The sequence below is a fragment of the Candidatus Palauibacter sp. genome, assembly GCF_965197445.1.
Classification (GTDB): Bacteria; Gemmatimonadota; Gemmatimonadetes; order Palauibacterales; family Palauibacteraceae; genus Palauibacter.
The window spans coordinates 159,883-179,536 of sequence record NZ_CBDANE010000003.1; the positions used below are offsets into that span (position 1 = coordinate 159,883).

Annotated in this window: 23 protein-coding genes; 6 read left to right on the plus strand and 17 right to left on the minus strand. The window is 66.8% G+C overall.

Features of this window, described 5'->3' with window-relative positions:
* Window positions 1–509: 509 nt before the first annotated feature.
* The 5 genes from ACN9M6_RS01345 to ACN9M6_RS01365 all read right to left on the minus strand — a co-directional run bounded on the left by ACN9M6_RS01345 (window position 510) and on the right by ACN9M6_RS01365 (window position 3,946).
* Entirely contained in the window at window positions 510–1,544 is a 1,035-nt protein-coding gene (locus ACN9M6_RS01345; RefSeq protein WP_419161579.1) for an ATP-binding protein, read from the minus strand.
* Window positions 1,448–2,092, minus strand: a complete 645-nt coding sequence (locus tag ACN9M6_RS01350) for a DsbA family protein (protein WP_419161117.1) — start codon at window positions 2,090–2,092, stop codon at window positions 1,448–1,450. Before ACN9M6_RS01350 ends, ACN9M6_RS01345 begins: the two co-directional genes overlap by 97 nt.
* The gene (locus ACN9M6_RS01355; protein ID WP_419161118.1) at window positions 2,089–3,339 is read right to left on the minus strand and encodes a hypothetical protein; all 1,251 of its coding nucleotides are present in this window, start codon (window positions 3,337–3,339) and stop codon (window positions 2,089–2,091) included. The genes ACN9M6_RS01350 and ACN9M6_RS01355 overlap by 4 nt, the downstream gene beginning before the upstream one ends.
* 7 nt (window positions 3,340–3,346) lie before the next feature.
* Entirely contained in the window at window positions 3,347–3,559 is a 213-nt protein-coding gene (locus ACN9M6_RS01360) for a hypothetical protein (RefSeq protein ID WP_419161119.1), read from the minus strand.
* Window positions 3,560–3,733: 174 nt separating this feature from the next.
* On the minus strand, window positions 3,734–3,946 hold the full coding sequence (locus tag ACN9M6_RS01365) for a hypothetical protein (protein WP_419161120.1): 213 nt from the start codon (window positions 3,944–3,946) through the stop codon (window positions 3,734–3,736).
* Between the two features lie 154 nt (window positions 3,947–4,100).
* Between ACN9M6_RS01365 and ACN9M6_RS01370 the strand changes: the two genes are divergently transcribed.
* From ACN9M6_RS01370 to ACN9M6_RS01385, 4 genes are all read left to right on the plus strand, one after another.
* Window positions 4,101–5,402, plus strand: coding sequence for a serine hydrolase domain-containing protein (locus ACN9M6_RS01370; protein WP_419161121.1), 1,302 nt, complete (start codon window positions 4,101–4,103; stop codon window positions 5,400–5,402).
* Window positions 5,403–5,495: 93 nt separating this feature from the next.
* Entirely contained in the window at window positions 5,496–6,089 is a 594-nt protein-coding gene (locus ACN9M6_RS01375; protein ID WP_419161122.1) for a M15 family metallopeptidase, read from the plus strand.
* A 56-nt stretch (window positions 6,090–6,145) separates the two neighbouring features.
* Window positions 6,146–6,715 (plus strand): hypothetical protein, encoded by a 570-nt coding sequence (locus ACN9M6_RS01380; RefSeq protein WP_419161123.1) that lies wholly within the window; start codon window positions 6,146–6,148, stop codon window positions 6,713–6,715.
* A 7-nt stretch (window positions 6,716–6,722) separates the two neighbouring features.
* Entirely contained in the window at window positions 6,723–8,048 is a 1,326-nt protein-coding gene (locus tag ACN9M6_RS01385) for a flotillin family protein (protein ID WP_419161124.1), read from the plus strand.
* Between the two features lie 271 nt (window positions 8,049–8,319).
* Here ACN9M6_RS01385 and ACN9M6_RS01390 read toward each other — a convergent pair whose 3' ends face one another.
* The 6 genes from ACN9M6_RS01390 to ACN9M6_RS01415 form a co-directional block, all read right to left on the minus strand.
* Window positions 8,320–9,504, minus strand: coding sequence for a hypothetical protein (locus tag ACN9M6_RS01390; protein WP_419161125.1), 1,185 nt, complete (start codon window positions 9,502–9,504; stop codon window positions 8,320–8,322).
* Between the two features lie 43 nt (window positions 9,505–9,547).
* Window positions 9,548–10,819, minus strand: a complete 1,272-nt coding sequence (locus tag ACN9M6_RS01395; protein ID WP_419161126.1) for a hypothetical protein — start codon at window positions 10,817–10,819, stop codon at window positions 9,548–9,550.
* Window positions 10,820–10,891: 72 nt separating this feature from the next.
* Window positions 10,892–11,455 (minus strand): DsbA family protein, encoded by a 564-nt coding sequence (locus ACN9M6_RS01400; RefSeq protein WP_419161127.1) that lies wholly within the window; start codon window positions 11,453–11,455, stop codon window positions 10,892–10,894.
* Between the two features lie 795 nt (window positions 11,456–12,250).
* A complete protein-coding gene (locus ACN9M6_RS01405) occupies window positions 12,251–12,946 on the minus strand; it encodes a hypothetical protein (RefSeq protein ID WP_419161128.1) in 696 nt (231 codons plus the stop codon).
* Window positions 12,947–13,095: 149 nt separating this feature from the next.
* Window positions 13,096–13,281, minus strand: coding sequence for a hypothetical protein (locus tag ACN9M6_RS01410; protein WP_419161129.1), 186 nt, complete (start codon window positions 13,279–13,281; stop codon window positions 13,096–13,098).
* Window positions 13,274–13,471, minus strand: a complete 198-nt coding sequence (locus ACN9M6_RS01415) for a hypothetical protein (protein ID WP_419161130.1) — start codon at window positions 13,469–13,471, stop codon at window positions 13,274–13,276. Before ACN9M6_RS01415 ends, ACN9M6_RS01410 begins: the two co-directional genes overlap by 8 nt.
* A 229-nt stretch (window positions 13,472–13,700) precedes the next feature.
* Between ACN9M6_RS01415 and ACN9M6_RS01420 the strand changes: the two genes are divergently transcribed.
* Together ACN9M6_RS01420 and ACN9M6_RS01425 are read left to right on the plus strand one after the other, a co-directional pair.
* Entirely contained in the window at window positions 13,701–14,072 is a 372-nt protein-coding gene (locus ACN9M6_RS01420; RefSeq protein ID WP_419161131.1) for a hypothetical protein, read from the plus strand.
* 9 nt (window positions 14,073–14,081) lie between these two features.
* On the plus strand, window positions 14,082–14,243 hold the full coding sequence (locus tag ACN9M6_RS01425) for a hypothetical protein (protein WP_419161132.1): 162 nt from the start codon (window positions 14,082–14,084) through the stop codon (window positions 14,241–14,243).
* A gap of 87 nt (window positions 14,244–14,330) precedes the next feature.
* Here ACN9M6_RS01425 and ACN9M6_RS01430 read toward each other — a convergent pair whose 3' ends face one another.
* From ACN9M6_RS01430 to ACN9M6_RS01455, 6 genes are all read right to left on the minus strand, one after another.
* Window positions 14,331–15,512, minus strand: a complete 1,182-nt coding sequence (locus ACN9M6_RS01430) for a hypothetical protein (protein WP_419161133.1) — start codon at window positions 15,510–15,512, stop codon at window positions 14,331–14,333.
* 23 nt (window positions 15,513–15,535) lie between these two features.
* Window positions 15,536–15,997: a hypothetical protein gene (locus ACN9M6_RS01435; protein WP_419161134.1), complete on the minus strand. Its 462-nt coding sequence runs from the start codon at window positions 15,995–15,997 to the stop codon at window positions 15,536–15,538.
* Window positions 15,994–16,938: a hypothetical protein gene (locus ACN9M6_RS01440; protein ID WP_419161135.1), complete on the minus strand. Its 945-nt coding sequence runs from the start codon at window positions 16,936–16,938 to the stop codon at window positions 15,994–15,996. The genes ACN9M6_RS01435 and ACN9M6_RS01440 overlap by 4 nt, the downstream gene beginning before the upstream one ends.
* A gap of 185 nt (window positions 16,939–17,123) precedes the next feature.
* Window positions 17,124–17,948: a hypothetical protein gene (locus tag ACN9M6_RS01445; RefSeq protein ID WP_419161136.1), complete on the minus strand. Its 825-nt coding sequence runs from the start codon at window positions 17,946–17,948 to the stop codon at window positions 17,124–17,126.
* Between the two features lie 340 nt (window positions 17,949–18,288).
* A complete protein-coding gene (locus ACN9M6_RS01450) occupies window positions 18,289–18,588 on the minus strand; it encodes a hypothetical protein (RefSeq protein ID WP_419161137.1) in 300 nt (99 codons plus the stop codon).
* A complete protein-coding gene (locus ACN9M6_RS01455) occupies window positions 18,581–19,648 on the minus strand; it encodes a BF3164 family lipoprotein (protein ID WP_419161138.1) in 1,068 nt (355 codons plus the stop codon). The genes ACN9M6_RS01450 and ACN9M6_RS01455 overlap by 8 nt, the downstream gene beginning before the upstream one ends.
* Window positions 19,649–19,654: the final 6 nt, after the last annotated feature.

The window sequence follows — 19,654 nt, forward strand, 5'->3', positions numbered from 1 at the left end:
AAGGGATACCGCCGCTGTCGATCTCGATCGTAGCCATCCCACTCCGTCCGATTTGCCGGCCGCGGCCTATCGAGGCGGGACGTAAGCCCGGCCGGCCACGATGTGTCATCCAGGGTCGCCCAGGAGATCATCTCGGCATCAAACGGCCGCGGGGGCAGTGACGACCGACAACTACGCGGCCGGGTGCCGCACCCGGCGTGAGCTACCGAGAAGCGGGGCGTCGACCTTTGGCGCCCCACGGGTGGAGTCATGGGCGGTGGGGGCCATGGAACGCGGGCGCGATTCCACGCAGTTCTGGAGCGCCGGGTTGAGCCGGGTCGTGTCTCAGCCCTCGGCTTCGACTCGTTGCGCGAGCTTCTCAAGACTACGGGGGTGAGTCGGCGATACCGCCCCGACACGGACGCGTGGCTCCGGGTCGCCGCCAGCCTGACAGGTGGCCCGGCGTCTCCCGTGCGGTGCTTGATCGACGAAGGTTGCGGCGACGCGGGGGAACTTCGTGAATCTGGGCGTCATAGAGACCCGAGACCTGCCGCGGCTGAAAGCCAAGCCCGCCATCCACAGTGCGTGGCTGGACGCGGTGAGATTCTGACCAGCCTCGAACGTGGGCCGGGAGCCCCGTTCGCCCAGGAGGTGAAGCCGTAGTGCAGCCAGGCACCGTAGTAGGCGTCCTCGATCTGACCGTCGTCCGGGTTGACGGACTCGACTCCGGCCACTCCACCGGCGGCTCGCTGCGCTCCGGTGCCGGGCGGGGCCGCCGCAAGCAGGTTCTCGATGACGAATCCCTCCCAGCTCGCGCCCGACACGGGGTGTCCGGCGAGCGTGTCGAAGTCGCCGATACGGAGGAGCGCGTGCACGAGGCCGCTGTCGCGAATGTAGACCTTCGGTGATTTGACCAGGCGCTTGCGGACGTTCGCCACGAACGGAGGAAGCCGCCGCAGGATGAAGAGGCTGGTCAGCGAATCGATGTAGCGCCCCACCGTCGCCGTGTTGATCGCGAGGCTTCTGGCCAGTTCCGAGGCGCGCAACAGTCCGCCCTGCCAGTGCGCGAGCATCGTCCACAGTCGGCCGAGGGTCTCGGTCGGCAGGCGACTCGAGACGAACTCCGCCACGTCACGCTCCAGGTAGGTCCGAATGAAGTTCGTGCGGAAAGCGAAGCTGTCGTCGTCGCTCGAGGCCAGGAAGCTGTCGGGCAGACCTCCCCGGACCCACAGCGAGATGGCCGCCCTCCGGTCCGCCGCCACCTCGAGCACATCCAGAGGGGTGAGAGAAACGAACTCGATCCTGCCCGCGAGGCTCTCCCCGGCCTGTCTGAGCAACTCGACGGCGGCCGACCCCAGCACCAGAAAACGGCCGGTTCGGCGCCCATGGCGGCGACCCCGGTCGATGAGGCCGCGAAGCTCCGAGAACAGTTCAGGCACGCGGTGAACTTCATCGCAGAGCGCGCGGTTTACCGGCCGAGGAGGGTCTCGAGGTCGCCGTCCGACACCTCCCCGATCGTCCAGGCGTGTGCCGACACGAAAGTCGGGGTGGCGGTAACGCGCCAGCGGACGGCGAGCGCGGAATCACGGGTAATGCGTTCTGCCGTGGCCGTCGACTCCAGGCAACGGGCAAACCACGTTCCCGCGGGAACGTCCGCCGCGTCCGCGGTGGACTCCCACGCCGCTTCCTCCGTCACCCACTCGTCGTTCGTCATCAGGTAATCGTGCATGCGCGGGAACGCTCCCGCCTCCTCTGCGCAGATCGCCGCCCGAGCGGCTTCCCTGGAGCGATCCGAGAGCGGGACGTGAACCAGCACGATCCTCGCAGCCGCGGATGTCGCCCACCCGGCCACGGCCTCGTGTGAAGACCGGCAGAAGGGGCACTGGTAGTCGCTGAACTCGAAGATGACGGGGGCGTCGCCGTCGCTCCCGAGCGTACTTCTTCTGCTGGAAGCGGCCTCCCGCCACTCCGCCCGGTAAAGAGCGAGTACCTGCCGCTCGGCGTTCCACGCCTGCAGGCGGCTGCCCAGGACACCGGATGGCCGGAATGCGATCACGGCCAGGAGCAGGAGGCAGAGCGCGAGGCCCATGTCCTGGATGCCGGGGCGCTTCATGGCTCTCGACGCGTCTGAACCGCCGCCGGAAGCGGCACGATTATGACCTGCTCGACGTCGAACGGGTCGCGGACGATGCCGACCGCTTCCGTTCCGTCAGCCCACAGGAGATCGAAACGGCCGGGAAATTCGATGTCCCGGCCTCGGCTTCCCGGCCCCGAATACACGCTCCAGACCGACATGTCCTCCTCGACGCGGGACGAGTCCGGCTCCGGGGGTCGGTAGCCCCGCACCCAGACGCGGCCGTCGGCACCGTCGACGACCTCGCCCAGAACCGGGAACGAGTCGGGAAAGGGCAAGATGTCGAGGATTTCCATCTGACCCTGCAACAGGGAGGCAGGCAAGGGACGGCTGTTCAGGCGGCGGAGACGGTCCGCGATCTCCCACGCGCGGTGGGCGCCGGTAACCGGCACGGAGGCAACGGAGAATGTGATCGGGTCGAGTCGGGTTCCCCCGCCGGACACGTGCTCCGCCCGCAGGTGCTCAGTCGATCCATAGAGGATGACCGAGTCACGGGGAAGCACGAATACCTTGGGCGAGAACGGAGCCCTCCCCTGCTGGTAGTTGGAGGCTTCGTAGTGGAAATACCGCATGTCGGACGTCGCGGCGACGGTCTCAAAATCCGTGCCCCCGGGCGAGGTCAAAATGATGGCGCGCCGTTCCGGGTGCGATTCGCCGACTTCGTCCGGCTGCCGATATGGTAACTCCGCCGTCCACACCAGTCGGCCATCGGCCAGCGCGCCGTGTAACCGCGGGTAGCGCAGACTGTCGGGAAGGCTCGGCACGGCAACCCGACGCACGTCGCCTTCCGAGTACGGCCAAATGGACGCCTGGTCGCGGTCGCCATCCCACACGAGGAGGGAATCGCCCCGGTATTCGAAGAGCGCCGTCAGCTCCGCCAGCTCGCGCGGGCCACCTCCGATCCCCGCCCGCGTACTGTGCCACTCCCCGCCGAGACCGAACGTCCGAATCGTGGCGTCTCCGCGGTTGGCTACGATCAGAACCCCCGCGCGCCGGTCTACGATGACGCCCGCGATGTCGTAGAAATCCGTATGCCCGCCCCCGGACCAGTTCCCCAGAGTCAGTCGCGGAGACCCCGCGCGCAGGGGCGCGGGGTCCGCTTCCGGCTGCGTTGAACCGGCATCCCTGGCGCCGGGGCTTCCGTCCAGACACGCGACCGGCAGCCCCAGGGCCGCGAGCATGCAATAGCGGCGGTATCGGTTCAGAGTTTTCGAGTCCTGCGTCATGTGACCGCTACCAGATCTTCTTGCAACCCTTCTCGCACTCCGCATAGTCAGCCTCGCAGGTCTCGCCACCGCCCTCGTCGCAATCGTCCCAATCCGCGAGACACGCGCAGATGCAGACCTCAAAGTCGCAGGCCCACGAGGCCGCCGCGCCGGGTTGCACCAGGATGGCGGTGGCGAGCAGGAGGTTGAAGCCCAGCAGGGCCCATCGTCGCTTGTTCATGATCCTATCCCTTCTTCGAGTCAGGCGGCGCGGGTCACGACTCAGGTTGGCCAGCCGCGATCCTTCGGGACGGCCCCTCCGTCCGCTGCCTCCCGACGTGTGCTCTCCAGGTTGTTTCCATGCGTCAACGGAGCGTCAAACGGAGGCGGGCCGGGCCGAGGTTGAGGCCGCTCCCTACCGGATCGGCCAACACGTTTCCTCGAGGCAGCGGCTGAACCTGAAGTGGCAGTCCCAGCCCTCGTTCTCGACGCACGCGCTCCATTCCGCCCCACAGATATCCAGGCAGTCTTCGGAGTTGCGCGCGGAGGCCGCCTTGCCCGGCTGGGCCAGGATGGCGGTGGCGAGAAGCAGGTTGAGACCCAGGAGGATCCATCGTCGGGTGCCCATGATCTTGCCTTTCATCGGATCAGGCGGCGCGGATCCCGTCACCGGTATCGCGGTTCGGGTCCTTCGGGGCGGTCTCTCCGTCCTTTGCCTCCTGAGGTGTGCCCGCCAGGTTGTCCCGACGCATCAACTCAGCCTCAACTCGGGGGAATCGCCCATGCCGAGGGCACACATGGTCCGGGGGGGCCGCGGGAACGCCTACCGGTCACTCCTGACCGTCGCGCTGACGATCACTATCGCGTGTGCGCCCGATAGCGCAGATCCCGGCGCCGCGGTCGACGCACGGGCGGACTACGCCGGGGTCGCGGCCGCGCTCACCTCGATGATCGAGCGGGAACGCGAGCAGAAGGGGCTCGAGGCGTTCTCCATCGCGCTCGTGGACGGGGACGAGGTCGTGTGGGCGGCGGGCTTCGGGGAGCAGGATCCCGAGCGGGGCGTCCCCGCCTCGGCCGAGACCGTGTACCGGGTGGGTTCGGTGTCCAAGCTGTTCACCGACATCGCGGTCATGCAGCTCGTGGAGCGCGGCGAACTCGATCTCGACGCGCCCGTCCGGAACTACCTGCCCGAATTCGCGCCGGAGAACCCGAGCGGCACAGAGATCACCCTGCGCCAGCTCATGTCGCACCGCTCCGGCCTCATCCGGGAGCCCCCCGCGGGCCACTACTTCGACGACACGGGCACCGACCTCGCCGCCACGGTCGCGAGCCTCAGCGGCACGCCGCAGATCTACCCGCCGACGGAGCGCACCAAATACTCCAACGCCGGTATCGCTGTGGCCGGCTACACCCTGGAGGTCACGCGGGGCGAACCCTTCGCCGACTACGTGCGGCGGGCCGTGCTGGAGCCGCTCGGGATGACGAGCAGCGCCTTCACCCCCGAGCCGGAGGTCGTCGATGACCTGGCCGCGGCCTACATGTGGGGCTTCGACCGCGGCCTGTTCGACGCGCCGACGTTCGAACTGGGGATGGCTCCGGCGGGCAGCATGTATTCGACCGTGCTGGATCTGTCCCGCTTCATGTCCGCCCTCTTCCGCGGGGGCGAGGGCGTGAACGGCCGGATTCTGGAGCCCGGGACGCTCGAGTCGATGTGGGCGCCGCAGTTCGCGCCGGAAGGGGAGACGAGCGGCTACGGCCTCGGGTTCGCCGTGCAGGAGCGCTTCGGGCAGCGCTGGCTCGGCCATGGCGGCGCGATCTACGGGTTCTCGACCCAGCTCGCCTTCCTGCCCGAGGCGAAGATCGGGGCGGTGGCCGTCTCGGCGGTCGATGGCACGAACACCGTGACGGGGCGCGTCGCGGACGCCGCCCTCGAGCTGATGCTCGCCGCGAAAGCGGGCGAACCGCTCCCCGAGGCACCCCTCCTCGGCACCGACCCTCTCGATCCGGCGCGCGCCCTCGAGTTGGAGGGCGTGTACTCGACGACGGCATCGAACTCGACGAGCGCGGCGGCCGGCTCGCCCTGACCCCGCTCCTGGGCGCGACCCTCTCGCACCCGTGGCGACACCCGATCGTCGACGTTCGGCGCGCGCTACCTCCGCAAGGGAGATGACCTGCTCGTGCCGGGGAACGTGGCGGGAGGCGCGCCGCGTCGGCTGGCGCGGCGCCCCGACCCCGGCCCTCCGCCCGAGACCCCCGCGCACTGGGCGGGACTCATCGGCGAATACGGCCGGGACTACAACGTCCTCTACATCCTGGAGCGTGAGGGCCGCCTCCACGCCCTCATCGAGTGGTTCTTCCTCTATCCCCTGGAGGTAGTGTCGCGCGATGTCTACGCCTTCCCGGACTGGGGGCTCTACCACGGAGAGCGGCTCGTCTTCGCGCGTGACGCCGGCGACCGGGCCACCGCGGTGGAAGCCGCCTCTGTCCGGTTCGCGCGCCGGGAGGTGGGAACCGCGGCGGGCGGCACCTTCCGCATCGATCCCGTGCGTCCCGTCGAGGAACTGCGGGCGGAGGCGCTGGACGCCTCTCCGCGCTCGTTCCCGGACTACCCGGGCGGGACCTCCCGTCAGCGCTGGCTCCGCGAACTCCTGCGGCGGACGATGGAAGCGGAGGGGTTCATGGTGTACGAGGCCGAGTGGTGGCACTTCGACCACGAGGACTGGCGCTCGTACGCAATCCGGAACGCGACCTTCGACGAACTGTCGCGCTGAAGAAGCCCCGATCGGTACGTTCCGAAGCCCCCGGTCCCGAGAAAGCGAGTGGTACCATGCTCACGGCGTACATCTTCAGTCTCCTCGTGGGCGGCGGCTTCCTGGCGCTGTCCGTGTTCGGCGACTTCCTGGACGGCATGGACATCGATGTCGATGTTGACGGCGAACTGGATGTCGGCGGCGGAGCCGAGGTGGCGAAGCTTCTCTCCCTGCGCACGATCGTATATACGCTGTTCGGTTTCGGGGCGACCGGAGCCATCCTGCACGCCGTCTGGGGGGGCGCGAGTGCCGGCCTGACGGCGATCGTCGCCAGCGCCACGGGCCTCGCCTCCGGAGCCTTCATCAGCGCTGTGTTCCGCTACCTCAAGCGCTCCGAGGGCGGCGCCGAACTCGGAGAACGGTCCTTCGTCGGGTTGACGGGCGAGGTGTCGCTCGAAATAGCTGCGGACAGCGCGGGTACGGTGAAGGTGGTGCGGGGCGAGCGCAGGCACAGCGTTCGCGCCCGTCTGGACGCGACCTGCCCGGACGACCTGCCGCTGCGCGCCGGACAGTCGGTCGTAGTGGTCGGCATGGCGGACGGCATCGCGACCGTCGTGCCAGTGGACATGAAGCTGCTCGAGGAATGAGGTCGAAATGCAAGACTTTCTGAGTTTTCTGGCCGCCCCCGTCACGATGGCGGTCGTCTTCATGGTCGTCGTACTCGTCGCGATCATCACACTCAAGAACCTGATCGTGATCGTCCCCCCCAACCGCGCCGCCGTGATCACGGGCCGCAACCGGCTCCTGACCGCCGGCCAGACTGTCGGCTACCGCTCGATCTCCGGCGGGCGCACACTCCGGATCCCCATCATCGAAGCCGTCCAGCACATGAACCTCGAGACCATTCCCATCGAGGTCTCCGTCAACAACGCGTTCTCCAAGGGGAACATCCCGCTCAACGTCGAGGCGATCGCGAACGTGAAGATCGCCTCGGAGCCCGAGTGGGTGTTCAACAACGCGGTGGAGCGCCTGCTCGGTAAGGCGGAGGAAGAGGTGCGGGAGCTGGCCCAGGACACGCTGACCGGGAACCTGCGCGGCGTCCTCGCCACGCTCACGCCGGAAGCCGTGAACGAGGACCGGCTGGGGTTCGCCAAGGCGCTGTCGGAGGACGCGGGAGAAGATCTCGCGTCGCTGGGCTTCCACCTCGACGTACTCAAGATCCAGAACGTGAGCGACGAACGGGGCTACCTCGAGGCGATCGGGCGCGAGAAGTCGGCCGAGGCGATCCGGGCGGCGGAGATCGCGGAGGCCCAGGCGGAAGCCGACACCCGCGAGGCCCAGGCCGAGGCCAGGCGGCGTGCCGAAGTGCGGGAGGCCGCGGCCTCGATCAAGGTCGCCGAAGCGCAGAACGAGCTGCGCGTGCGCCAGGCCGAACTGGACCGCGAGGGGGAGACGGCCGAGAAGATCGCGCGCGTGAAGGCGCAGGAGGCCGAGGTCGAAGCCGAAAAGGTCCTCGAGATGAAGCGCGTGGAACGCGAGGAGCAGCGCCTGCGGGCGGACGTGATCGAGCCCGCCAAGGCCCAGAAGCTGGCGGCGTTCGCCCGGGCCGAGGCCGAGGCGGCGCCGATCCTGGAGCGCGGGAAGGCCCAGGTCGAGGTGCTGAGGCGGCTCTACGCGGAGGTCCAGACCGGAGGCGACGCGGCGTTCGCCGTGTTCATGGCCGAGAAGCTCCCCGAACTGCTCGAGATCGCCGTCGGTGCGGTGGAAGGCGTGGACATCGACCGCGTGGTCGTGATGGACGGTGGCCAGGGCGAGGGGGTGTCCAACGCCCTCAACCAGCGCGTGCGGGGCGCCTACGGGACGATGGAGGGGCTCGCGTCGGTGCTGGGGCTCGACATCCAGGAAGTCCTGCAGCGGGCCGTGGGCTCGGGGGATGCGGACGGCGGCGCGGGGTCAGCCCCCGAGCTTCCGCCGGGCTAGCCCGGGCATCTCACACGGGACACGCATGCAAGCCGCCGCGGGGCGCTCTGTCCAGCCGTTGTGACGTCCTCGCGGGTCCAGCCACGACAGCAAGACCCTCGCGCGTCAAGCCAAGCAGTTCGTCGCGCGTATAGAAGTGGACAGGCGTACTTCGTCACATCTCGTAGCTGAAGCGGCGTCGGCTGACGAACGTTCGGAAATCAGCGCAGACCAGGCGCGTAGACAGTACGGCGTGAGTTGGCGCAGTGAATCGGACCTGTCTTCGGTTGCGTCACGGGCTCCCACGCGTCGGTCCGCCTACCGCAGGGTCAGCCACGCCGGAGATGTCGTACCAGTCCACGCGGCGCTCTGCGACGACGCCGCCGACATCCCGCACGACGAGGATCGCAAGCGTGTCCCCGAGGACGTCCATCCCCACGACCTTGTCGGCCACCTGCAGCGTCAGCGCGTACTCGGGACCGTCATCCGCGAGGCGGAACATGTCGATATGGCTGAGCGGGGGGATCACATCGGACCCTGCGTTCCAATGCGACACCGCCCAGTACCGCCGCCGGTCGTCCACGACACTCGGCCCGTACCACCTTTTCGGTCTGGCTCGAATCTCCTCCTCGCCGGGAGGACCCCAACGCGCCGACCGCAGCGCCCGTCGCGTCGACGCCACGTCCTCCTCGGTCGGGTATCGCTCGACATACGTGGGGGACCGCACGATCGCGGCGGGCTCCTCCGAGTTCCGATCCGCGTACCAGATCAGAAACTCGCCGTGGCAGGCCAGGAACAGGAGATCGCCACTTCCATCCCCGTATCCGAACAGCAGCCGGGTGATCCTCCACAAGGGTGTCGAGCAATTCACCAAGTCCGCCTCGTGCGGGAACGCCCGCTCCCACTCCACCCGACCCGTCGCCACATCGATCTCCGCCTGCACCATCGGCCGGTCGCCGTTTGAGTCGAACTTCCTGTACGAACCAGACACCGTCCCGTCCATCACCTGGCGGCTGTGAAGGAAGAACCCGCGTGGAAGCCCTCCCGTGGAAGCGAGGAACTCCCCGGACGGGGAGAACATCGACAGGCGGTTCAGTCGCGAATCGAGTACCCCAATCGTACCGGACGCGCCGCGAAGTAGGTGGGTCGGGAACGCGAACTCGCCCGGCCCTTCGCCTTCGGCACCGAACTCGACGGACTCGCCGCCGGGATCGATGCAGCTCACGCGGTGCCGGTACGAATCGATGACGCAGGCCGCGCCGCCGGCCAGGAAAGTGAGCTCATTGGTTGTGCTCAGCGGTGACGGCGCGGAGGCGAGCGGATCGAGCTTGATGGGCTGAAATGCGACATCGGCCGGCCCGCCACACGCCGCCGCGAGCAGCGTAGTGACGAGCGCGGCCTGACGACGACGACTGGACACTACTGAGGCCCCTCGCAGAAGCCCATGCAGGGTCTGGAGACCGATCCGATCCGCCATGCCCGTCCATCCCCGAACGACCGTCATGTGTGCGGCTTGCCCCTCACAACGGCAGACAGCCTCGACCCGGCCTAACGACACCGTCGCTTCGCTCGAAGACACTCACATAGTGTTCGCCTAGCGCGCCCACGGACCTCGTGAGCACGGACGAACTCGCTGCATGCAGAAAACCATGACCGTCTGGAAGCTCCATCAGGCGTGTCGTTCCCTCGTACGGCCGGACCACGAGCCACGTCCTCGACGCTTCCTCGTCCCCGGCTTCCAGCTGCAACCACAGCTCGTCACGAACCCCACTCCTGATACTCCTTATCGGAGGCAGGACGTCACGCGCGGGGACAGCCTGTGCCCTTTCCCTCCAAAGCTCATACAGTTGCGACATTTGTGGTATCTCCTGCAGGTACTCGTACCGCTCGCTTCGCCTCTGTCTTTCCTTCTCCTCCAGCCCGGCCGGGACCTGTCCACCCTCCAGCCACAGGTGGATTCGCGTCGTCACCGTCCCATCCCCTCGCATGCCGATTATGGATGGCTCAGCCGTGTCGACGAGATAGAGATGATCGCCGTTGACCGTACCTATCGTCGTGGCCCCGAACAGAAGGCGTTCCGGGGACACGCGGTCGCCGAGGTCCACTGAATACATCTCCGGTCCGGGCACGTCCGCAAGAAGGGTCCAGCGACCGTCCTCCGGTTGCCGCAGATACCGAATCGTGTTCCGCCAGACACCCCTCCGCCGTTGGTCGGCCAGTCGCACCACCCGGGCCTGCGAAGCAACCACGGACCCGTCATCCAGGAGTCCAAACGCCTGGGGCGGCGGCGGATCACGAGAGTGCACCGCCCTGCTATCCAGGAGTTCACCATTCGGCGACAGCTCCGACAGGCGCTGCAGCAGGAGATCCCACACCCAGATATTCCCATCCGCACGCAATCCCATGCGGGTCGCCTGCTGAAACTCACCCGGCCCTTCCCCCTCTCCTCCGAACACTTTCGTCTGTCGACCGTCCGGCCCATAGATCAACAGTTGCTTCCAGCCCGACAACACCGCGAACTGCCCCGAGTCGAGCAACAATCCGGCTTGCACGCTCTCCAGTGGCACACCGGTGTCGTCATCGAGCCCACCGACCGTCACGACGTGTGTCGCCGTCGCTCTGGGAAGGTCGCTCACCGGTCGCGTGTCCCGGTACGTCCAGGTTCCCTGAGCGTCGATCGAACACTCACCGTACTGATCCGACTCCGGCGCTTCGCTCGAACACGCGGTCGAACCGATCGCCATGCACAGGGCCAGAACGGAGCGCGTCAACTTGTATTTGTACGATGTCATGAGATGATTATCTGCCTCCAAGAGTAAGATTTGAGCCTCAAGCGCCGTGCCCCACTGAGCGTAGCCTGAAACCTAAGGGCGTTCCCCGGCAAGCTCCAGTAGTTCTTTCACGGTGGGGATCCCCACGTGGATTCCGCGTCGAGATAGGAATGTGGGTGTGGCCGCAACGCCCAAGTCATTCGCCAAGAGATTGTCGCGCGAAAGTTTCTCGGTGATATCCGCACTATTGCGACACAGGTCCAAGTGACTGACGTTAAAGCCTTCCACGCTGTCAAGCAGTGCATCAAAATCTCCGGTGCTCTGCCATTCGTTCGTCATCATGAGCGATCGGTGAACGGGTTCGAAAAGACCTTGTACGTCTGCACACTCGACAAGAACTGCGGCGGCGCGAGCGTTCGCGTGGATAGCAGTCAGCGGGAATTGGCGGTGAGCAATGGCGACGGCGGGGTTGAGCTTCAGCACATGTTCGATTGTGTCGTTGGCAGCCCGACAAAACGGGCATTCGTAGTCAGTGAAGACAACGATCGTCGCGTCGCCGCCGCCGAGAATGGGCCGCTGGGAAAGAGAGTCCCAGACGGATCGAGCGAGCGCTGTTACGTTCTGTTCATGTCGATATAAGGCCCATTTGCGACCCAAGGGCCCTTGAGGCCGCAGAAAATAATAGACGGCAAATAATATCACCGCGATTGAAATGAAGGTGTTCAGTCGGTGCCCCTAAAGCGCCCAAGCGGCTGTGGGGCGACGGTGTCGTCATCAGATTTGATCCGAATCGGGGGAGGTAGGGGTGCCCGCCGATGCGCGCAGATGGCACCACACGGCGTGGAGGCACGCGACGATCGAAATCGTCGCGTGCCGCGCGACAACACTAGTACTAGTGCAGACACAGAAAGCCTAATGGTATACGATGCTCCGCGTCCACGATCGGCCCAGTCCTTCCGATGCAACGTAGGAGCGACGAGAGCGCGTTACGGGCCCGGGCGCGAAGCTGTGGGACGCCACAAGACTCCGCTATTGCGGGCCGGGGCATGCTACGCCCATCTGTCCAGGACAACTCCACGTGGTGCAAGGGCTGTCGTCGTACGTACAGACGCTGCAGGTGACCGTTTCTCCGTAGTAGTCAACTTCGTAGTCCTCACAACTTTGTCCTGTTTCCTGTGCTCGGGCGGTGGAAGCCGGAGCGGCGAGAGCCGCAAGCACCATGGCCAACAGAGCGGCAATTGCGGATCGCGGTCAAGCGTTTCATGCGAATCTCCTTTTGAGAAGGGCTATGGACATTCTGAGTTGAAGATCAGGTCAGGAGCAGATCCGTACTAGACCTCCCAGAATCGATGAATTGTGTTCGAGAAGTGATGAAGTTCGTTACGACATCGATGAGCGCGTACGGTCGAGCACCAGCTCGGCAGCGGACACAGGTCGTTGAGCGGCATCTCGTCAGCGGGTGCCGCCGTTCAGCAGCGGCTGCATGTGATCGGCGACGAACTTCGCGATGAGCTGTTGACGAGGGGTTCGTGCGAGCTGCTTCAGCGTCAGTCCCGGCCACTTCTTGGACTTGAGGTGAAGGGTTGGGCGCGTGAATCCCAGGCGCTGACTCACGATTTCCCAGCGGAGCCCCGCAGTACGGAGCTGATGCGCCCTCAGGATCACAAGGGCGCCGAGAAAACCGCCAAGGGTGGCTTCGCCCGGGCGGCTCCTCCGAAACGCCTGCGACAGTGTCACGGGGGAGCGACGGAAAACGTCCGCCAGCTCCGTCACGTTGCGCACCGGTCGGTCGGTGGCGGCGCGGAGGCTGTGCGCCAGGGCCGCGCGAAGGGCCGGGGACAACGTCGATCCCTGAATCTCCTGGGCCAATCCGAACAGCACGGCCGTTCGGCATAGCACTTCGATCCGGGGGCGGAGTTCGGTCCGGACGTCCTCGAACCACACGATGTCCGACACCCCGCTCTCGCCGAGCCACCGAGCGATGTCGGGCGCGGAATCCGTGACGAAGATGACGGGGGCCCAGGGCACTTCTCGTTCGATCTCCCGCACGAGTTCGAGCCGCCCAGGGGGTACCGGAGAGCGGCAGCCCAGAACCACGCACTCGACGTGGACATCGTCGCGGGTGAACGGGCCTGGCCCGTTGACCACCTGCGCCGCCGCGGCCGACGGTTTCCGCGATGAGCGCGGCGTCTTGAGAGGAATCCGCAAGAACTCTGATCATCCCATGCTCTCCCCGGCTCCCCCGTGGGCCGCTTGCACGATCAGGAGGGTCGCCTCCTCGGCGACCTCAATCCCGTTCACCGAGCGCTCGCCACATGCTGGGCGAATTCGGTGACGGCCCTCGAGAACTGAGGAGCGAAGCAGCTCTGTTCCTCGAGCGAGAAACTGCTCAGCGCCCGTTCGAAGTTGGGAACCTGCGACGCGAACGTCAGTTCGATCGCGAGCCAGTCTACCCAGCCCGCGTAGGAAATCGCCCTACTCATGTTCGGGTCCTGGCAGCCGGAACCGCGCCACCCACGGGCTGGGCTCGGGTCCGCTGGCGTAGAGCCACGCATCGGAGGCATCCACGGCGATCGTCTGCGCCGTTCTGTCCAGGTACAGGGTCTTCACGTACTCGCCTTCCCATGTGAAGACCTGCACCTCGTGGGTGGCCCATGGCGTGCCGTCCTGCATGACTCTCCCCCCGGAGAAGAGGCCGTACAGGTAGCGGTGCGTCGCTGCCAGATCCGTGAAGCCATAGCGCGTCTCGGCACCCCACCGACATCACGGCCCTGCCGCCCCGGGATCGCCCCTGTACCCATGAGGGTGGGAAGGGGTCGGGGACGGCCGCCCGAGCGGTCGGGACGCCCTCGTAGTCGAAGATCTCCAGCAGCCCGCCGAGGAGCGTCGCCGCGGCCAGACGATGGCCCGCGGGGTCGGCCACGACCCGGCTCTCGTAGGCCTGCAGGAGCGTCATTCCGGGCGCCTCCGCGTCGGGCGGAAAACCGAGGATCGTACGATCGTAGCTGCGGTCGGCGTGATAGCGGGCGATCCGGCCTTCCGTGATCCAGCCCCCGGCGAACCAGCGGCCATCCGGTACGAGGCGGCCCCGATCCTGGAGCGCGGAAAGGCCCAGGTCGAGGTGCTGAGGCGGCTCTACGCGGAGGTCCAGACCGGCGGCGACGCGGCGTTCGCCGTGTTCATGGCCGAGAAGCTCCCGGAACTGCTCGAGATCGCCGTCGGCGCGGTGGAGGGCGTGGATATCGACCGGGTGGTCGTGATGGACGGAGGCTAGGGCGAAGGCGTGTCCAATGCCCTCAACCAGCGCGTGCGCGGCGCCTACGGGACGATGGAGGGGCTGGCGTCGGTGCTGGGGCTGGACATCCAGGAGGTCCTGCAGCGGGCCGTGGGCTCGGGGGATGCGGACGGCGGCGCGGGGTCAGCCCCCGAGCTTCCGCCGGCCTAGCCTGGGCCGGCGGCTGGACCTTCCCGAATTGGAAGTAGGGAACCCACGCCGCAGGAGTAGTCGCAGGGGGAGGCAACGCGGTTTTCCCTACCGCACGATGTCGTACTGCACCACGTACGGGATGTCGAGCGCATCCTTCTCCACCACCCAAGCCTCGTTCTGGTTCGCGTAGGACACCCACGAGGTCGTGGGAAGCCGAAATCGGCCGATGGGCGATCCCGAGCCGTCCAGCACCAGCCACTCGCGCTCGCCGTCCTCGTCCACTCCCGCCAGCCACACGGTTCCGTCGCTTCCGAGCCTGACGCTCGTCACGGGAGGAAGATACCGGGTCTGCTCGTAGAACTCGCGCACAGCGTCCGCGACCTCACGCCGGTCAACGACGACGGGAGTATCCAGCCACAGATTGATCTCGTCATCGTAGTAACCGTCCGGCACGGGGCGCGGCTCGTAGGCGAGGCGGCGGTGAAACAGGGTGTCACCCTCCGAATCCACCTTCGTCACCCCGAACTCGGCGGGACCCCGGCCCGTCCAGCTCCCGCCCCCGACGATCGCGACGCTCGACCCGTCGCGCGCGAACTGCCATTTGTCCCCTGCCTCAAGGGGGTGGTGCAGTTGCAGCACCCCATCGTCCGCCACGCCGGCCGTGATCTCAACCGAAGTCGGCATCGAAAGCAGCGCCAGCGTGTCGCGCACGGTGCCCGCGGTGTCCAACACCACCATGGGAAACCTCCTGGGGGTTCCCCGCGCCGGGGCCGCGTTGGAGGGCAGCGCGGCGGCTGCCGCGCGGAAGTCGGCCATTGCGACTAACGGATCGAGCCTTGTCGTTTCGTGCGCGTCCGGCGCGTACACGTGAAACGGCATCGTCTCCACCTCCCCGGTCGCGACATCGTAGAACGTGAAGCGCCGCAAGACCGTGTCGGCGACCCATATCGTCCCCGGTCCGCGCCAGCCCATCATGGTCGGGACCGCCATCTCGCCGGGACCCTCCCCGCGACCGCCGCCGAGGTCGAGGACGAACTCCCCGTCACGCGTGAAGACGCGGATCATGCCCTCCTGGCGCAAGAGGACGTACACGCGGTCCTCATCGGCCAGCACGCTGCCGACAGCCGAAAACCCGTAGATCGGATCGTCCGGGCTTCCGAGGACGAGGCTCCTGCGGAGGGTCCACTCCAGCACCTGCCCGGGCGCCCGCTCCGGTGCCGGGGCGGCGCAGGCGAGCGCCAGCGGCACCAGGAAGATGCCCCCAACGAACCGCCGCACCGCCCGCATGCCCGTATCTCCCTGCACAGTTCCTACAGCCGCAGTTGAGCCGTCGCGCCCCGCGCCGCGCGCACGGCGCTGACGGAGTACCACTTCGAGATGATCCCACCATCGCACGACCGCCGCGTCTGCCGAGCGTTGCTAGGCGGGACCGGACCACGATCCGCGGAGGCGAACGTCGCTACGAACGCCGCCGCCCCGCCGGGTTGGTCAAAGCTGGGAGGTTCGGGCACTTCCGGTGCGGCCGAACGCCCGTCGAGCGACAGCTGGACAGAGCAGGGACCAAGGGCCCAGCAGCCGTTGCACGAGGACATGCCGCAGTTCTTGGCTCCCTCATCGCCCCCGGTGCAGACACCGCACCATTTCCAGTCGTCGTCGACTAGCATGAACCCCCCGGTGCAGGTCCAGCACTGAGCCGCCGCGTGTTCGAACGTCAGCGCCATTGCGAAGATGGCGGCGACGAAGCCCAGCAGGAAGATCCGAGTTGCCTTCATGGTCTTGCCTCCTTGTGCTCCAAGGTTGCTCCCGAGATCCGTTCCCAGGAGTACTTCACGAGTTCGCTGTCGTTCAGCGTCCGCATCGCAAGCATCACCGGCGCTTTCGCTGCGGCCGCAACGAACCCGAAGGGCGCGTTAACGGCGACATGCCGCAGGAATCGACCTCCCTGGTCGAACCAGAGGAGGAGTCGGTCGTCGGTACCGCGATTCGCCAACGTCTGGACATAGCCGGATCCGACAGCAACGACGGAAGTCACGCTCCAGATGTCGGGACTTGCGCGTAGCGCACTGGAAACATCGTCGTCAAACCAGTCGGCCGACACCCGCTCGAACTCTACGGACGTCCACTCGCGGCCCACGCCGATCCGCCACGCGCGAAAGGGACTGAAGCCCTGCCACACGAGGGCTCCCCACCCACCCACCGACAGCCCGAGAGTTCTCATGTAGGATGAGTCCGGCACCCAGGTGCCCTTTCCCTCCGGCAACCGCAGGTAGGAAGGCGTCGAATTGGAATCGGAAATCGCGAGGATCCACCCGGTCGCGGTACGCGCCGCCGCGGTGGCCTGCCGCGAACCCGGTAGACCGCGCCGAGAATGCGCGACTCCCGCCATGTCGGCCGTCACCACACCGCCGCTCGCGGCGTCAACGATTTCGAAGTGCTCCTCGTCCAGAAACTCAACGCCTGTCGCATGCCCGATCTCAGCCACGAGGATGTCCCTTGGAGCTGATCGGCCGTACACGCGGACGCCGGGACTGCCCGCAAACCAGGCTGCGACCAAGTCACCCGAGGGCGAGAGCGCTGCGCCGTTGAGCAGGCGATCTCCGGGCAAGGCGATGGCGGCTTGCTCGGTAAGCTCGATTTCCGGCGCGGCCTCCCGCCCCGCAGGGGCGACGCTCTCCGCGCCTGTCGGACGGTCGTCGGGGATCCAGTCCTGCACGCCGCCGCATCCGGGCACAAGAGCGCATGCAACGACGGACCACCTGAGCAGGTCTTGGACCCCGGCCCTCCGCATGGCTCACTCCTTTCGGGTTGGGAAGCCGAACTCGACGACTCTCAACTGTAAACTGGGTTTCGCGGCGGGCTACAACTATGGCAATAGTGTATGAATCTTGCTAAAGTCGACTACTTCTGGTCAAGAGTGGATACTCCGTCCGAAACGGTCGGCCCCCCCCCGAACATATTTCCAGAATACGAAGGCAGTACGGGTCGAACGTGCTCCGCCGTGAATGCCGCGAAGAGTGGGTCTGGGGCCATCCGCTCAAGCTCCGCGAGCGTGCAGCCCGGCCATGTCCTCACTCTTCGGGCTATGGTCGCCCGGCAAATCTCGGTGCGGTGAACTACGTGCTTCCAGCTCGCACCCGACCGTCGAAGCTCATAGACCCTGAGAACCGAGAGACCACGGATGAATGCGCTCAGCGTGGTCGCGCGTTCCGCTCGCGCCCCGAACTGCCGAAACAGCGTGACGGGCGCGCACCCGATGGCCTCGGCCAGCTCCCTCGCGTTGCGGGCCGGCCGGGTGGCGGCTTGCCGCACCGCATGAACAAGCGCCTTGCGGAGGGCCGGAGGCAACGACGAGCGCTCGAACGCTCCCGCCAGGCACCACAGGCCCCATGTCGCACTCACGGCATCGAGCCGGAGTCGAAGACGGGTCCGCAGCTCGGAAAACCAAACCACCGCCGCCACGCGCACGCGAAGCAACTGTCTGGCCAACTCGGGATCGGGGTCCGTCACGAGAACCACCGGCGTCCACGGGCGCTCTAGCTCGAGCCTCGCCAATAGGTCGATCCGCTCCGGCCGAACCCGCCCAAGGCAGGCGATCACCACCGTCTCGACCGCTCGATCCAAATTGGCGACCTCCCGGATTGAGTCCGCCGCCTGGGCACCCGGGCCCACGACTCGGCATATCTCCCGGGCTGTCCGCGACGTGTCCGCGACAACGAGGATCATAGCGGTTTCCTACTACCGCGGAGTGCGCGGCCATCCTCGCGGCCTACGGCGCCGGTGCCATAGGCCGGAGGAAGTGGGCGACGGAGAGAGTGATGGGACGGCGGAAAGAAGGCCTCGGCTTGGCGAGTGGTCTGCAGCACGTCGCGGTGGTCAGCGGCCCGTTCCGCGCCGACAAGCAATGGCCCTAGGCAATTGTCGCCGCGCGACGCCGAACTACACCGCAAAGATCCAGACCGGCGAACAGCGAGCGTGGTCCCGTTCGACCGTTCGGCTCGTTGAAACAGACTCCGTCCGGGAAAGGAAGGAGCCCAGTGGGGGTGGCGCCTCGCGCACCACGGTTTCAATGCCGGCCAGCCAGAGCGTTGACGAAATGCTGGGCTAGTTCGGTCACGGCCATGGTCAACTGAGGAGCGAAGCGGCTCTGTTCCTCGAGCGAGAAACTGCTCAGTGCCCGTTCGAAGTTGGGAACCTGCGACGCGAACGCGTCGACTTCCGCTTCGCCAATGCCTCCAGCGAGTCGACGGACCGTGTCCGTCATTTCATGCTTCAGAGACGGCGTCGCCGACTCGTGGAGTTCGGCGAAGATCAGTTCGATCGCGAGCCAGTCCACCCAGCCCGCGTAGGAAATCGCCCTACTCATGTTCGGGTCCTGGCAGCCGGAACCGCGCCACCCACGGGCTGGGCTCGGGTCCGCTGGCGTAGAGCCACGCATCGGAGGCATCCACGGCGATCGCCTGCGCCGTTCTGTCCAGGTACAGGGTCTTCACGTACTCGCCTTCCCATGTGAAGACCTGCACCTCGTGGGTGGCCCATGGCGTGCCGTCCTGCATGACTCTCCCCCCGGAGAAGAGGCCGTACAGATAGCGACGCGTCGCTGCCAGATCCGTGAAGCCATAGCGCGTCTCGACACCCACCGACATCACGGCCCTGCCGCCCCGGGATCGCCCCTGTACCCACGAGGGCGGGAAGGGGTCGGGGACGGCCGCCCGAGCGGTCGGGACGCCATCGTAGTCGAAGATCTCCAGCAGCCCCCCGAGGAGCGTTGCCGCGGCCAGACGATGGCCCGCGGGGTCGGCCACGACCCGGCTCTCGTAGGCCTGCAGGAGCGTCATTCCGGGCGCTTCCGCGTCGGGCGGAAAACCGAGGATCGTGCGATCGTAGCTGCGGTCGGCGTGATAGCGAGCGATCCGGCCTTCCGTGATCCAGCCCCCGGCGAACCAGCGGCCATCCGGTACGCGGACGAGCGAGCCGGCGTTGGGACCGTCCATGGGGAGCGTCTGCGGGTCGACCACAGCGCCGGCTTCAATCTCGTCCAGAGACAACCGGGTCAGGCGCTGATGGACGCCGTCCAGAATCCACACCTCGTCGGGCGAGTTCGGGGCCCCGGGCACGATCTGCTCCGGATCCTTGAACTCTCCCGGGCCATCGCCCGTGCGGCCGTAGGAACCGAGACGGCGCAGATTCTCGAGGTCGAAGACATGAACGCTCGGGTCAAGCAACGCGTCGAGCCCGACGAGCCGGCCGCCGACCGGCACGAGGTCCACGATCCATCCCAGCGCATCGTCCGAGAACACGGTCTCGGGGGTGAGCGCGCCCTGCGCCTCGCGACTCGTTTCCCTCGCTCCGTCCGCAGGGCCGCACGCGCAGATCGAAGCGGCCGCGAGTGACCACGCCCCCCAGCGGCGCCATGCAGTGCTCATTGGTCA

Excerpts from the sequence above, each read along its gene's own strand:
- ACN9M6_RS01350 (WP_419161117.1), bottom strand. The coding sequence starts at position 2,092 with ATGAAGCGCCCCGGCATCCAGGACATGGGCCTCGCGCTCTGCCTCCTG.
- ACN9M6_RS01355 (WP_419161118.1), bottom strand. The coding sequence starts at position 3,339 with ATGACGCAGGACTCGAAAACTCTGAACCGATACCGCCGCTATTGCATG.
- ACN9M6_RS01360 (WP_419161119.1), bottom strand. The coding sequence starts at position 3,559 with ATGAACAAGCGACGATGGGCCCTGCTGGGCTTCAACCTCCTGCTCGCC.
- ACN9M6_RS01365 (WP_419161120.1), bottom strand. The coding sequence starts at position 3,946 with ATGGGCACCCGACGATGGATCCTCCTGGGTCTCAACCTGCTTCTCGCC.
- ACN9M6_RS01370 (WP_419161121.1), top strand. The coding sequence starts at position 4,101 with ATGCCGAGGGCACACATGGTCCGGGGGGGCCGCGGGAACGCCTACCGG.
- ACN9M6_RS01380 (WP_419161123.1), top strand. The coding sequence starts at position 6,146 with ATGCTCACGGCGTACATCTTCAGTCTCCTCGTGGGCGGCGGCTTCCTG.
- ACN9M6_RS01385 (WP_419161124.1), top strand. The coding sequence starts at position 6,723 with ATGCAAGACTTTCTGAGTTTTCTGGCCGCCCCCGTCACGATGGCGGTC.
- ACN9M6_RS01390 (WP_419161125.1), bottom strand. The coding sequence starts at position 9,504 with ATGGCGGATCGGATCGGTCTCCAGACCCTGCATGGGCTTCTGCGAGGG.
- ACN9M6_RS01395 (WP_419161126.1), bottom strand. The coding sequence starts at position 10,819 with ATGACATCGTACAAATACAAGTTGACGCGCTCCGTTCTGGCCCTGTGC.
- ACN9M6_RS01410 (WP_419161129.1), bottom strand. The coding sequence starts at position 13,281 with ATGAGTAGGGCGATTTCCTACGCGGGCTGGGTAGACTGGCTCGCGATC.
- ACN9M6_RS01415 (WP_419161130.1), bottom strand. The coding sequence starts at position 13,471 with ATGCAGGACGGCACGCCATGGGCCACCCACGAGGTGCAGGTCTTCACA.
- ACN9M6_RS01420 (WP_419161131.1), top strand. The coding sequence starts at position 13,701 with ATGGCCCGCGGGGTCGGCCACGACCCGGCTCTCGTAGGCCTGCAGGAG.
- ACN9M6_RS01430 (WP_419161133.1), bottom strand. The coding sequence starts at position 15,512 with ATGCGGGCGGTGCGGCGGTTCGTTGGGGGCATCTTCCTGGTGCCGCTG.
- ACN9M6_RS01435 (WP_419161134.1), bottom strand. The coding sequence starts at position 15,997 with ATGAAGGCAACTCGGATCTTCCTGCTGGGCTTCGTCGCCGCCATCTTC.
- ACN9M6_RS01445 (WP_419161136.1), bottom strand. The coding sequence starts at position 17,948 with ATGATCCTCGTTGTCGCGGACACGTCGCGGACAGCCCGGGAGATATGC.
- ACN9M6_RS01450 (WP_419161137.1), bottom strand. The coding sequence starts at position 18,588 with ATGAGTAGGGCGATTTCCTACGCGGGCTGGGTGGACTGGCTCGCGATC.
- ACN9M6_RS01455 (WP_419161138.1), bottom strand. The coding sequence starts at position 19,648 with ATGAGCACTGCATGGCGCCGCTGGGGGGCGTGGTCACTCGCGGCCGCT.